This window comes from Nocardioides kongjuensis (assembly GCF_013409625.1).
Taxonomy (GTDB): Bacteria; Actinomycetota; Actinomycetes; order Propionibacteriales; family Nocardioidaceae; genus Nocardioides; species Nocardioides kongjuensis.
In genome coordinates, this window is sequence record NZ_JACCBF010000001.1 from 5,660,618 (window position 1) to 5,673,606 (window position 12,989).

At 73.1% G+C, this 12,989-nt stretch carries 12 protein-coding genes; 8 read left to right on the forward strand and 4 right to left on the reverse strand.

The features are described from left to right. Positions 1-48: 48 nt before the first annotated feature. From BJ958_RS27220 to BJ958_RS27230, 3 genes are read right to left on the reverse strand one after another with little or no spacing between them, the layout of a single operon-like run. Entirely contained in the window at positions 49-1,095 is a 1,047-nt protein-coding gene (locus tag BJ958_RS27220; RefSeq protein ID WP_179729875.1) for a DNA glycosylase AlkZ-like family protein, read from the reverse strand. Positions 1,096-1,105: 10 nt separating this feature from the next. Further along, entirely contained in the window at positions 1,106-2,776 is a 1,671-nt protein-coding gene (locus BJ958_RS27225) for a DUF885 domain-containing protein (protein ID WP_179729876.1), read from the reverse strand. A 56-nt stretch (positions 2,777-2,832) separates the two neighbouring features. Then, entirely contained in the window at positions 2,833-3,915 is a 1,083-nt protein-coding gene (locus BJ958_RS27230; protein WP_179729877.1) for a protein kinase domain-containing protein, read from the reverse strand. A gap of 142 nt (positions 3,916-4,057) precedes the next feature. Between BJ958_RS27230 and BJ958_RS27235 the strand changes: the two genes are divergently transcribed. After that, positions 4,058-5,656: a serine/threonine-protein kinase gene (locus BJ958_RS27235; RefSeq protein ID WP_179729878.1), complete on the forward strand. Its 1,599-nt coding sequence runs from the start codon at positions 4,058-4,060 to the stop codon at positions 5,654-5,656. Here BJ958_RS27235 and BJ958_RS27240 read toward each other — a convergent pair. Then, the gene (locus tag BJ958_RS27240; RefSeq protein WP_179729879.1) at positions 5,642-6,622 is read right to left on the reverse strand and encodes an HTH domain-containing protein; all 981 of its coding nucleotides are present in this window, start codon (positions 6,620-6,622) and stop codon (positions 5,642-5,644) included. The two genes, BJ958_RS27235 and BJ958_RS27240, sit on opposite strands and share 15 nt — an antisense overlap. Before the next feature lie 54 nt (positions 6,623-6,676). On the opposite strand from BJ958_RS27240, the gene BJ958_RS27245 reads away from it, so the two are divergent. The 7 genes from BJ958_RS27245 (at position 6,677) to BJ958_RS27275 (ending at position 12,986) form a co-directional block, all read left to right on the forward strand. Continuing rightward, on the forward strand, positions 6,677-7,789 hold the full coding sequence (locus BJ958_RS27245) for an epoxide hydrolase family protein (RefSeq protein WP_179729880.1): 1,113 nt from the start codon (positions 6,677-6,679) through the stop codon (positions 7,787-7,789). Positions 7,790-7,880: 91 nt separating this feature from the next. Then, on the forward strand, positions 7,881-8,954 hold the full coding sequence (locus BJ958_RS27250; protein WP_179729881.1) for a DUF1214 domain-containing protein: 1,074 nt from the start codon (positions 7,881-7,883) through the stop codon (positions 8,952-8,954). Then, on the forward strand, positions 8,951-10,189 hold the full coding sequence (locus BJ958_RS27255; RefSeq protein ID WP_218865990.1) for a sulfotransferase: 1,239 nt from the start codon (positions 8,951-8,953) through the stop codon (positions 10,187-10,189). The genes BJ958_RS27250 and BJ958_RS27255 overlap by 4 nt, the downstream gene beginning before the upstream one ends. A 59-nt stretch (positions 10,190-10,248) precedes the next feature. Then, positions 10,249-11,076 carry a biotin--[acetyl-CoA-carboxylase] ligase gene (locus BJ958_RS27260; protein WP_273520133.1) on the forward strand — a complete coding sequence of 276 codons (828 nt, stop codon included), beginning with the start codon at positions 10,249-10,251 and terminating at the stop codon, positions 11,074-11,076. A 29-nt stretch (positions 11,077-11,105) separates the two neighbouring features. After that, positions 11,106-11,627: a PH domain-containing protein gene (locus BJ958_RS27265; RefSeq protein WP_179729882.1), complete on the forward strand. Its 522-nt coding sequence runs from the start codon at positions 11,106-11,108 to the stop codon at positions 11,625-11,627. After that, complete coding sequence (locus BJ958_RS27270; RefSeq protein WP_179729883.1) at positions 11,620-12,546, forward strand: adenylate/guanylate cyclase domain-containing protein; 927 nt, start codon at positions 11,620-11,622, stop codon at positions 12,544-12,546. Before BJ958_RS27265 ends, BJ958_RS27270 begins: the two co-directional genes overlap by 8 nt. 113 nt (positions 12,547-12,659) lie before the next feature. Continuing rightward, positions 12,660-12,986, forward strand: a complete 327-nt coding sequence (locus BJ958_RS27275) for a winged helix-turn-helix domain-containing protein (protein ID WP_179729884.1) — start codon at positions 12,660-12,662, stop codon at positions 12,984-12,986. The last annotated feature ends 3 nt before the right edge of the window (positions 12,987-12,989 follow it).

The window sequence follows — 12,989 nt, forward strand, 5'->3', positions numbered from 1 at the left end:
ACCGGCCACCCAACCGAAGGCCCGAGCACAGTTCCGGGAGCACGGACCTCACCCTCTGACGAGCCCCATCCCCAGCCAGTCGGCAAGCGTGACCAGCTCGGCCTCGACCGCGTCGCCGACCTCCGGCTCCCACGGGACGTCCTCGTGCAGGGCGTGCACGCGCAGCACCCCCGCCTTGCGGTCGGCCTTGGCGTCCAGTTTGCCGATCAGCCGGTCGCCGTGGAGGACGGGGAGGGCGAAGTAGCCCCACCGGCGCGACGCGGCGGGCTTGTACATCTCGAGCACGTACTCGAAGTCGAACAGGTCCAGTGCCCGCTCCCGGTCGTGGACCAGCCGGTCGAACGGGGAGAGGAAGGCGCAGCGTCCGGCAAAGGCCGCGTCGGCCGCGGCCAGGGCGTCGGGATCGACGTGCCACGCGCCGTCGCAGCCCTCGACGCTCGCCTCCTCGCCCGGCCCGGACCGGGCGATCCCCAGGGCGGCGAGCTCGCGGCGGTCGAGCGCGGCCCGCGCGTCGTCGTACGACGGGACGTCGAGGTCGCCCGGGTAGACCCGCTCGGGGAGGTCGTAGACCCGCAGCTTGCCGCGGCGCCCGGTGATCGCGACGTCGCCCATCAGGGTCAGCACCTCGAGCAGGCGGTTGACGTTCTTGTCGTTGTTCCAGCCGCTCGACGCCCACGGCACCTCGCAGGTGTCGGGGATCTCGGCGGCGGTGCGCGGTCCCTCGGCGTCGAGCAGGCCGAGCACGTCGGAGCGGAACAGCTGGTTGGCCGCCAGCCACTCGTGGATCGTCGGGTGCAGGTCGTGGGGCGCGACGGCGAGCAGGAGCCCGATGTCGTCCATCGCGCGGACGTACGACGACAGCTCGACGAGCGAGCGCTCGCTCTCCAGCGCGAAGGTCAGGTCCGAGTGCTCGTAGCCGTCGCCGAGCCGCGACCACAGCACCAGGTCGACGCTCGGCGCCACCGCCGCGGTCGGGTCGACCTGGAGGAGGGTCAGCTCGTCGACCACCTCGGCCACCGAGCCGCTGCGGCGCGCGTCGAGGAGCTGGGCCCGGACCGCGATCCGGCGGGCCTGCTCCCGGTCGAGCCGGATCACGGCGCGTCCCTCAGAGCCGGCCCAGCGCGGTTCGCAGCGGGTCGAGGCCGAGGCTGCCGAGGTCGAGCGCCGCGGTGTGGAAGGCCTTGAGGTCGAACGCGGACCCGTGCCGTGCCTGCGCCGCGGCGCGGGACTCGAGCCAGATCCGCTCACCGACCTTGTACGACGGCGCCTGCCCCGGCCAGCCGAGGTAGCGGTTGACCTCGAAGCGCAGCGAGCCGTCGTCCATCCGCGAGTGCGCACGCATGAACTCGTAGGCCAGGTCGGCATCCCAGGTCTCGCCCGGCCGCCAGCCGAACGGGTTGTCGGCGGGCACGCTCAGCCCGAGGTGGACGCCGATGTCGACGACGACCCGCGCGGCACGGAAGCCCTGCATGTCGAGGAAGCCGAGCCGGTCGCCCGGGTCGGCGAAGTAGCCGAGCTCGTCCATCAGCCGCTCGGCGTACAGCGCCCAGCCCTCGCCGTGCCCGCTGACCCAGCACAGCAGCCGCTGCCAGCGGTTGAGCAGGTCGGCGCGGTGCACGGCCTGCGCCACCTGGAGGTGGTGGCCGGGCACCCCCTCGTGGAAGACGGTCGTGGTCTCCCGCCAGGTCGAGTAGCGCTCGTGGTCGTCGGTGAACGAGAACCACATGGTGCCGGGACGCGAGAAGTCCTCGGTGGGCGGCGTGTACCAGGCGCCGCCGTCGTTGATCGGCGCGACCTTGCACTGCAGGGTGCGGATCGGCTCGGCGATGTCGAAGTGCACGCCGTCGAAGTCGGCGAGGATCGTGTCGGACTTCTCCTGCATCCACGCCTGGAACGCCTCGCGGCTCCCGCAGTCGCGTGCCGGGTCGGCGTCGAGGGCCGCGACGGCGTCGGCGACCGAGCCGCCCGGGACGATCCGCCCGGCCGTGGCGGCCATGTCGTCCTCGATCCGCTTGAGCTCCTCCCAGCCCCAGCGGTAGGTCTCCTCGAGGTCGACCGAGGCGCCGAGGAAGTAGCGCGACGCCAGCGTGTAGTGGTCACGGCCCACCCCGTCGACGTCGCGGCCGCGGGGGAGCAGGTCGGTCGTGACGAAGCGCCCGAACTCCGCGTACGCCGCCGACGCACTCGCCGCGGCCGCCGCGAGCGCGTCGCGCCGATCGTCCGGCGCCGCTGCCACCACGTTGGCGAAGTAGTCGCCCGCGGCGCCGGTCTGCCCGGTCCAGCCGCGCACCTGGTCGGCCACCTCGGCGTACTGGCGCTTCGCGGAGACACGCCCGGCGGCTGCCTCCTCGAGCAGCGTGGTGCGGTAGCCGGCCAGCGCAGCAGGGACGGCGGCCAGTCGCGAGCCGATCGCGTCCCACTGCTCCGCGGTGTCGGTCGGCATCAGGTCGAACACCTCGCGCACGGCGTGGATCGCGCTCGAGATCACCGAGAACTCGCTGCGCTCGACGCCGGCGTCGGCCCGCTCGACGGTGAGGCCCACCCGCTCGAGGAAGGCCGCCCGGGCGACCTCCTCGCGCTCGTCGGCCGCGTCGAGCGCGGCCACGTCGGCCAGGGCTCGCCGGTGCAGCTCCTCGCTCGCCGCGAAGCCGTCGGGGGACAGGTCGGGCAGCTCCCCGTCGTGGCCGGGGATGCCGGCGTACGTCGCCGTCAACGGGTCGAGGGCGGCGAGGTCCTCGACGAACCGGTCGGTGCGGGCGTCCACGAGTCGCGTCATGACCGGAACCCTAGATACCCCGTCCGACAGCCGGCACCCGGATGTCGGGGAACCCCTCACCGCAGCAGCAGGACGACGGCGGCGAGCACCGCTCCCATCAGGCAGCTCGTCAGCAGGACGGCGAGCAGCCGCACGCCGCGGCGCCGGCCGAGGGCGACCGGGGGCGGGTGGTAGACCGGCATCGTGAGGAACGGGCCCTCGTCACGGAGGGGCGGCGCCTGCGGACTGTCCGTCGGGACCGCGACGCGGACCGTCACGGGCGAGGGACGAGGCCCGCCACCGGTGGGGTCGGCCTCCGCCGGCGGCGCGTCGCCGAACCCTCGGCCCACGACCGGGGTCCACCCGCCGACGGGCAGCTCGCGCAGCTGAGCGACCAGCAGGTCCGGACGGATGCGCTCGGCCGGGTCGAGCGCCAGCGCCCGGTCGAACAGGTCCTCGCCCGCTCCTGCGCGGGTCCCGGGGAGCGGCAGGGTGCCTCGCAACAGGCGGAAGGCGACGACCGCGAAGGAGTACCAGTCGATCTGCGCCGACTCGTGGTCCGGGTCGACCATCTGCTCCGGGGCGCCGTAGCCGGGCGTGAACGCCGCGACACCGGACTCGGTGCGGAAGGCCGCGGCCTCGCGGCTGAGCCGGGCCAGCCCGAAGTCCGCGATCTTCGCGAGCGGGCCGCGCGGGGTGTCGGCGACGAGGATGTTCGCGGGCTTCAGGTCGCGGTGCACGATGCCCGCCGCGTGCGCCTCGGCGAGCCCCGAGGCCACCTGGTCGAGCACGGCGAGGCGGTCTGCCACGGCGAAGCCGGGCTGGTTCAGCCGACGGGTGAGGTCGCCCCCGTCGACGTACTCCATGAGGAGCGCGACGTCGGCGCCGAGCCGCACCGCCTCGTAGACGTGGATCACCGACGGGTGGCGCAGCCGGGCCAGGGCCTGGCCCTCCCGCAGCATCCGTGCCACCGAGTCGGTCACGTGGCCACCGCCGTAGACCAGCTTCACGGCGACGTCTCGTCCCAGGTTGGGGTCACGGGCATGCACGACGACGCCGAAGCCACCGACCCCGAGGGTGCGGATCGGCTCGAGCCCCCGCGGGAGCTGCACCGCGCCCGGCCCGGTGCTCGCTCGGTCGTCACCCGTTCCCGGCCCCACCTCGCCATTGAACCGCTGACGGCGCCCGGCGGCGGGACAAGGGACGTCCGGTCCCTTGAACGGGGTATAGATCGACACCGGATCTTCCCTGCTCCCGACCGGCGGCGGATGCTCGAGACCTGGGGCCGTGGGGGTGGCGGAGATGGACGAGACGACGGGCGGACCGACCTGGGTCGGCGGCTACGAGGTCATCGGCCGGGTGGGCGCGGGCGCCACCGGCACCGTGTTCAAGGCCCGTGACCCGGGGCTCGGGCGCTTCGTCGCCCTCAAGCGGGTCCCTCCCGGCTCGGTCGGTGCGCTCCGGGCGGAGGCGAGCCGGCTGGCGCTGCTCGACGACCCGCACGTGGTGTCGGTCTACGGCTTCGTCGAGGAGCCCGACGCGGCGTACCTGGTCCTGGAGTGGGTCGAGGGTGCCACGCTGGCCGAGGTGCTGGCCACCGGTGGCCGGCTGCTGGTGCCGCAGGCGCTCGGAGTGTGCCGCGGGGCGCTCCTCGGGTTGTCCCACACCCATGCCCGCGGAGTCGTGCACGGTGACGTCTCGACCTCGAACGTGCTGGTCGACACCGAGGGCACCTCGCGACTGATCGACTTCGGTGTCGGCGGCTCGACGCCGGCGTACCGACCACCGGAGGCACGGATCGGCGGGCCGATGTCCCCGGCCAGCGACGTCTACGCGGCCGCGGCGGTCCTGGTGCACCTGCTCACCGGGCACGCAACGCCGGACACGGTGCCGGACCTGGGGCACGTCGACCACGGGATCCGGCCGGTCCTGGCGACGGCCCTGGCTCCCGAGCCGGCGCAGCGCTACCCGGACGCCGCAGCCTTCCTCGCGGCGCTCGAGGACGCCGCCGGGCGGACCTACGGTGCCGCCTGGTGGACGACGGCGGGCATCCCTGCCCTGGTGGCGCCGGCGATCGCCACGCTGGTGCCGATCGGCGGTGGCGCGGCGGCCCTCGGCGGTGCCGTCGTGGGCGCCACGATCACCAGCGCTGTCCGGCGGGCCGTGCCGTGGCAGGTCGTGGTGGGTGCCGGCGTCGCCGCTGTGGCAGTCGTCGCCGGCGCCATCACGGCAGTGGCCGTGACGCGGGGCGACGGCGATGCCACGGGGCGAGGCGCGCGTGGCGCGGACGCCTCGACCGGGGGGCCGGGCTCCGGGAAGGAGGTCGACCCCGTGGTCGACACCGTGCCCAACGGGGAGTTCACCTACCGGGAGGTGGTCACGGCCTCCGACGACCCCGCCTGGGCAGCGGTCGGCCAGACCGCCGAGCGGATCTGGACGTTCACGGCCGACTGCGATGCCGCTCAGGACTGCGGCGGGAGCATCGTGAGCACCTCGGGCGCGACGTTCGCGTTCACGTGGGACGGCAGCACCCTCAGCCAGACGCTCGAGTCGGCGACCAGCACCACGCCGGGCGACTGCGTCGACCAGGACGGCAAGAAGGTGGGGGTCGTCACGATCCGCTCCCGGCACCGCCCGCACCCCACGGTGTACGTCCCGTCCGGTCCGGTCGCTGCGGACACCGGCCTGGCGCAGACCTACACCGGCACGTACCGCGTCTCCGAGCGGATCATCAGGTACGACGCCTTCAGCGGGCCGAGCCAGCCCCGGGACTGTCCGTTCTCGGGCATCCGCAAGGTCACCCACACCGCGCACTACGAGGTGACCCTGACCCGCGGCGCCGACCCGGCCGTCGTGGCCGCCGAGAAGGAGCGGCTCGCGACGCCCTCACCGACCCCGTGACCGCCGGCCGGCGACCGCGTCGGCGTACCGCTCCGCCAGCACCCGCAGGTGCTCGACCAGCGCGTCCGGCGTCTCGACGGTGAAGTCCAGCCCGAGCATGCCGATCCACACCGCGACGACCTCCAGGCTGTCGCCACCCGTGACCAGCACCGAGCGGCCGTCCGGCAGTGGCTCGACGACGCCGACCGCGGGGTTGATCCGGGCGAGCACCTCCTCGGCGGGTGCGTCGATGACCAGCCTGGCGTGCACGGACCAGCCGGTGCGGGCGACCTCGCGCACGACCAGCTCGGTGAGGTCGCCGGGCAGGGGAGCCGGCCGGAACCCGCGGCCGCCGGGGATGCGCAGGGTCAGCCAGTCGACGCGGTACGGCGCCCACTGCTCGCCCGACGCGTCGACGGAGCGGCCGACCACGAACCAGCGCCGCTGCCAGGCCACCAGCCGGTACGGCTCGAACTCGACCCGCTCCTGCTCCTCGCCGTAGAACGCGCGCAGCCCGCGGTGGTCGCGGATCGCGTCGGCGATCTCGGCCAGCACGCCGGCGTCGACCTCGGGGTCCTCGACGTTGGAGTCGGTGTTGACGGGGCCGGCCTCGGTGGCGTCGCGCAGCGAGGTCACCCGGCGCCGCAGCCGGTCGGGGAGGACGTGCTCGAGCTTGGTGAGCGCGCGGCCGCCGCTCTCCTCGAAGCCGGCCACCCCGGTCAGCGTGCGCAGGCCGACGGCCACCGCGACGGCCTCCTCGTCGTCGAGCAGCAGGGGAGGGAGCTTCGCGCCGACACCGAGCCGGTAGTGCCCCGTGCGCCCGCGCACGCCGTCGACGGGATAGCCGAGCTCGCGCAGCCGGGTGACGTCGTTGCGCACGGTCCGCTCGGTCACGCCGAGTCGTGCGGCCAGCTCGGGAGCGGTCCACTCGACCCGCGCCTGCAGCAGTCCGAGCAGCTCGAGAACCCGTGCCGAGGTACTTCTCACCGACCTGATTAAACAGGAAAGAACTGTTCCGCAATGGCTCCTAACGTCCGTGTCATGAACCAGATCACACCCTTCGTCATCGACATCGCGCAGACCGACCTCGACGACCTCCGCGGCCGTCTCGACCGCACCCGCTTCGCCCCCGCCGTGCCCGGCGACTCGTGGGACTACGGCACCCCGGAGTCCTACCTGCGCTCGATGGTCGAGCAGTGGAAGGCCTTCGACTGGCGCGCGGTCGAGGCCCGCCTCAACGCGAACGACGGCTTCGTCACCGAGGTCGACGGCCAGCGCATCCACTTCCTCCACGTCCGCTCGAAGCACGCCGACGCGACGCCGCTGCTGCTCGCGCACACCTACCCCGGCTCGCAGCTCGACTTCCTCGACATGATCGACCCGCTCGTCGACCCCGAGGCCCACGGTGGCTCCGCCGACCAGGCCTTCCACCTGGTGATCCCCTCGATGCCCGGCTTCGGGTTCTCGACCCCGGTGGTCGAGACGGGCTGGACGATGAAGCGGGTCGCGGCGGCCTACGACGTCCTCATGCGGCGTCTCGGCTACGACTCCTACGGCGTGCACGGCAGCGACGGCGGGGCGATGGTCGCCCGTGAGCTCGCGGTCGCGGACCCCGAGGGCTTCCTCGGTGCCCACGTGCTGCACCTGTTCTCCTTCCCGAGCGGCGACCCGGCCGAGTTCGAGGGCTTCGGGCCGAAGGAGTACGCGGCACTCGAGCACCTGCAGTGGTTCCAGTCGGTCGGCGGCTACAACCAGATGAACGCCACCCGCCCGCAGACCGTCGCCGCCGGCCTCGCCGACTCGCCGGTCGCCGTCCTCGCCTACAGCGAGCTGTTCGAGAGCTTCGGCAACGGCACCAGCCTGGTCGCGCCCGAGCAGGTGCTCGCCCAGGCGACGCTGTACTGGCTGACCAACACCTACGGCGCGGCCGCCCGCTATCACTACGAGGAGCAGCACGCCGGCGCCGAGCCGGTCGTCAGCACCGGCCGGATCGGGGTCGCGGTCTTCAAGGACGACTTCCAGACGATCCGCTCGCTCGCCGAGCGGGACAACGCGAACATCGCGCACTGGTCGGAGTTCCCGCGCGGCGGTCACTTCGCGGCCATGGAGGTGCCGCAGGACGTGGTCGGCGACCTGCGCGTCTTCTTCGCCTGACCGGCGGAGAGCTCACCCTTGCGAGCCATTACGTACAGGTCATAACGTAATGGCTCGCAAGGGTGACGTGCGTCACCTCGAGAGGATCCCGATGACCGACCTGTCCCAGGCCTTCCACGAGCTCGTCGACGAGGTGAAGGGGGTCGAGCGGCGCTTCCTCGACGCCGACCCCGCCCTGCCCGAGGCCGACGTCCTCGACGGCTACCGGTTCGCGTTCAGCCTGCTCAAGGTCGCGCTCGAGGCCTACGTCTGGGCCGACACCGACCGCCCGCGGTTCGTCGACGTGATCACCCCGTCGATGAAGTGGGGCGGCGACAACTCCGACGCGTTCTACCAGCTCACCGCGCTCGACCCCGGGCGGACCTACCGGGTCCGCGGGCACCGCGCCGACGCCGTCTACCTCTCGCTCACCGTGTACGGCGGCCCCGACGACGGCCGCTACAGCGACCGGATCATCGCCACCGTCAACGACCGCGACCTCGACATCGCCCCGGACGGCAGCTTCGAGCTGGTCCTGAGCGCCACACCGCACGAGGGCAACTGGATCGAGCTCGCGCCGGACGCGGTCTTCGCGCTGACCCGCGACTACCTCGTCGACCCGGTGCAGGGCGTCCGGTCGACCTGGGAGATCGAGGCCGACGACCCGCCGGCCCGTCGTACCGACAGCGCCGAGGACCTCGCCCGGCGGCTCCGCGCTGCCCGCACCTGGGTCGCCGAGCAGGCCGCCATGGTGCCGGTCCGGGTGGGTCCGCCCAACGAGGTGGGGGAGCCGTACCCGGTGCCGACGACCACCTTCGGCTGGGCGGCCGGCGACGCGTCGTACGCGTTCGGGGCCTACGACCTCGCCGCGGGCGAGGCGCTGGTGATCGAGGGCAGCTCGCCGGAGTGCGCCTTCTGGAACATGTGTCTGTGGACGCCCTACCTGCACACCTACGACCACCGCTACGAGCAGGTCACCATCAACGGCGGCCAGACGACCCACGAGCCGGACGGGTCCTGGCGGATCGTCGTCTCGGCCACCGACCCGGGGCACCCCAACTGGGTCTCGACGGCCGGCCGCGGCTCCGGCCTGATCTGGTTCCGCTGGTTCCTGCCCGAGCGCACGCCCGACCGCCCGGTGTGCCGCGTCGTCCCGGTCGCCGAGGTCGCCGAGGCGGTCCGGTGAGGGCGGACACCGTGCGCTTCGACGACCTCGCCGCGCCGGACTACCCCGAGGCCTGCGCCCCGATCCGCGACATGCTCGCCGAGTACGGCGCCGGGCTCGTCCTCGACCCGGCGGTGCTCCGGGCGACGGCGGTCGAGCGCACCGGCCTGTCCGCGTGGGGCGAGGAGCGCTTCGCCGAGCGGCTCGAGGTGCTCTGCCGCTCGCTGCGCGAGGAGGCCGCGCTGTCGGCGTCGGGCACCGCCATCGTGTTCGAGCAGCTCGTGCAGACACTCAGCGGCCGGCTGCTCATCGAGGACCTGGTCGCCGGTCACCCCGAGATCGAGGACGTCGCCATCGACCGCCCGATCATCATCTGCGGCCTGCCGCGCACCGGGACCACGCACCTGCACAACATGCTCGCCGCCGACCCCGCACTGCGGCACCTGCCGTACTGGGAGAGCCTCGAGCCGGTCCTCGCCGCCGCCGAGCGGGATGCCGACCCCGACCCGCGCCCGGCCCGCTGCGCCGCCGGCCTCGACCTGCTCGACGGCGTGATGCCCGAGTTCAAGCGGATGCACGAGATGACGGTCGAGCACGCGCAGGAGGAGCTCCAGCTCCTCGCCTACGACGTCAGCGGCATGCTCTTCGAGTGCAGCGCGCACCTGCCCACGTGGAGCGCCTACCAGCGCACGAGCGGCCAGGACGCGTCGTACGCCTACCTCAAGCGGGTGCTGCAGGTCCTGCAGTGGCTGCGCGGCGGCGAGCGCTGGGTGCTCAAGTCGCCGCAGCACCTCGAGCACTACGGCCCGCTGCTGCGGACCTTCCCGGACGCGACGTTCGTGCTGACCCACCGGGACCCGGTCGCGGTCACGGCGTCGGTCTGCACGATGGTCGCGTACGCCGCCCGGATGGCCAGCGAGCACCCGGACCCGGTCGCGATCGGCCGGCAGTTCGCCGGGCGCCTCGAGGACCTGCTGCACGCCTGCGTCCGCGACCGCGACCTGCTGCCCGCGGCGCAGTCGATCGACATCCGGTTCGAGGACTTCATGGCCGACGAGGAGGGCACCATCGCCGCGATCTACGCCCTCGCCGACCAGCCCCTCGACGCCCCTGCCCGCGGGGCGATGGCCGCCTTCCGCGAGGCGCACCCGCGCGGTCGGCACGGCTTCGTGGAGTACGACCTGGCCGCCCTCGGTCTCGACGCCGACGCCATCGACCGGGCTGTCGCCGACTACCGGGAACGCTTCTTGGCCTGAGCCCGGTGCGAGGACCCCCGGGGTTTCCTCGGGGCCCGGGCTGCGCCAAGGTAGAGCCCGTGACTTCCGGTTCCACCCCGCCCCCCACCCGTGGACCGCTCGACGGCGACCGTCTCGCCGGCGCGTCCGACCTGACCCCCGACCTGTCCTTCGAGCTGCTCGCGGAGGCGCCCTCCACCAACGAGGTCGCTGCCGAGCGGGCCCGTGCCGGCGCGCACGAGGGACTCGTGGTCGTCGCCGACCACCAGTCGTCGGGACGCGGCCGCCTCGACCGCACCTGGGAGACGCCGCCGGGGACCGCGGTGACCTTCTCGCTGGTGCTGCGCCCGACCGTGCCGCCCGCGTCGTGGCCGTGGCTGCCGCTGCTCGTCGGCCACAACGTCGCGAAGGCGATCACCGCGCTCGGCCACGACGCGAACGTGAAGTGGCCCAACGACGTCCTCCTCGACGGCGAGCGCAAGGTCGCGGGCATCCTCGTCGAGCGGGTCGAGACCCCGACCGGTCCCGCGGCGATCGTCGGCGTCGGCATCAACGTCGCGATGAGCGCCGACGAGCTGCCCGTGCCGACCGCGACCAGCCTCGCCGTCGCCGGTCCCGGCGCCCCCGACCGCACGTCGGTGCTGCTCGCCGTCGTCGCCGCCGTGCGTGAGGGCTACGACGTCTGGCAGGCCGGCGGCGAGCAGGGCACGGCGCGCCTGGCGGCGTCGTACCGGTCCAACTGCGCGACCCTGGGCCGCGACGTCCGTGTCGAGCTGCCCGGCGGCGGCGAGCTGCTCGGCCGCGCCACCGACATCGACGATGACGGCCGGCTCGTGGTCGCCACGGCCGACGGGACCGAGCGGGTCGGGGCCGGCGATGTCATCCACGTCCGCGCAACCTCGGCCTGAACCGCCGTCGTTGGTGGAATGATCTGACCGTGGCCATCTCGAAGAAGCTGCTCAACCCCGGTGAGCGCCTGGTGCTCAGCACCCGTCAGCACCCCAAGGCGCTGTTCGGGCCGATCCTCGCGCTCGTCGTGCTCCTCGCGGTCGGCGTCGCCGCGCAGGTCCTGCTCGACGACACCGGCTTCCAGCGGGTGCTCACGCTCATCGTGTGGGTGCTCGTCGTGATCGGGATCGCGTGGTTCTCGCTGCGTCCCTTCCTGGACTGGCTGACCACGGTGCACGCCTTCACCGACCGCCGGCTGATCACCCGCAACGGGATCATCACGCGCCGGGGCCACGACATCCCGCTGGCGCGGGTCAGTGACATCGCGATGGAGATCAACCTGCTGGACCGGCCCTTCGGCTGCGGCAGCCTGCTGATCTCCGACGCCTCGACGTTCGGCACCGTGCGGCTCAACGACATCCCCCACGTCGAGGCCACCCAGCGCCAGCTCAACGAGCTGCTCCACGAGCTGCACAGCGGGCCGGCGCCGCGCCGGGACGAAGGTGTCTGAGAGCGGCGAGCCCCGGCTCACCGCCGCCGAGGTCGCCGCACGGGCCGGGCTGCCGCTCGACCTGACCCGGCGCCTGTTCCGCACCCTCGGCTTCGCCGAGCACGGTGACGAGCGTGCCTACACGCGGGCCGACGTCGACGCGATGCGCATCCTCGCGGAGGGCCCCGACGGCGAGGTCGTCGAACCGGACGTGGCGCTCAACGTCACCCGCGGCATCGGCATCACCATGGCCCGGCTCGCCGACTGGGAGGTCGGCGAGCTCGTGCAGCACGTCGCCGACGGCGCGCCCGAGGACGTGGAGGACCCGGGCGCCTGGGTGACCGCACGGCTGGGGGAGCAGTTCGAGGACCTGCTCGTCTACGCCTGGCGCCGCCACCTCGCCGCCGCCATCGCGCGGATGGAGGCGGTCCGGGCGCTCGACGACGACCCCCACACGACCGACCTGAGCGTCGGGTTCGCCGACATCGTCGGCTTCACCGCCTTGTCCAACGAGGTGTCGCGCGAGCGGATCGGCGAGCTGGTCGAGGTCTTCGAGGCCCGCTGCGGCGACGTGATCGCCCGCGAGAACGGCCGGCTGATCAAGAGCATGGGCGACGCGGTGCTCTACGTGAACGACGACCCGATGGCTGCCTTCACCACCGCCGAGGGGATCATCAACGTGATCGGTCGCGACCCGCGGATGCCCGACGTCCGGGTCGGCCTGGCCACCGGCGGTGTCGTCCTGCGGATGGGCGACGTGTTCGGGCCGCCGGTCAACCTCGCCGCCCGGCTGACCCAGGTGGCGCGCCGCAACCGGATCATCGTCGACCACGCCACGGCCGACCTGCTGCCCGCCGACCAGGTCGACTCGCGCCCGCTGCCGGCTCGTCCGGTGCGCGGCTTCGGCGTGGTGGAGCCCGTGGCGGTCAGGCGGGCCTGAGCTCCGTCAACCCACGTATCCGCTGGTCAGCGGCCCTTTTGGCGCGCCCTCTCAATGCAAAATTCTTTGCATTCCACGTCGCGGGAGGTCCCTGCGTCCTTACCTTGGCCCATGTGATCGAGGTGCAGGACGTCCGGGTCGACCCGTCGACCCGGCAGACGTGGCGTGGGGACCGCGAGATCCTGCTGTCGCGCAAGGAGTTCGACCTGGTGCACGCGCTCATCGCGCGCGCCGGGTCGGTGGTCAGCCGCGAGGAGCTGATGCGTGACGTGTGGGGAGTTACCTTCTGGACGTCGTCGAAGACGATCGACGTCCACCTGGGCTGGGTACGCCGCAAGCTGGGCGACGACACCCGCCAGCCCCGACTGATCACCACCATCCGCGGCCAGGGGCTGCGCTTCGAGCTCGGCATGGCCGCCGACGCCACCAGTTCGGCGTAGCCC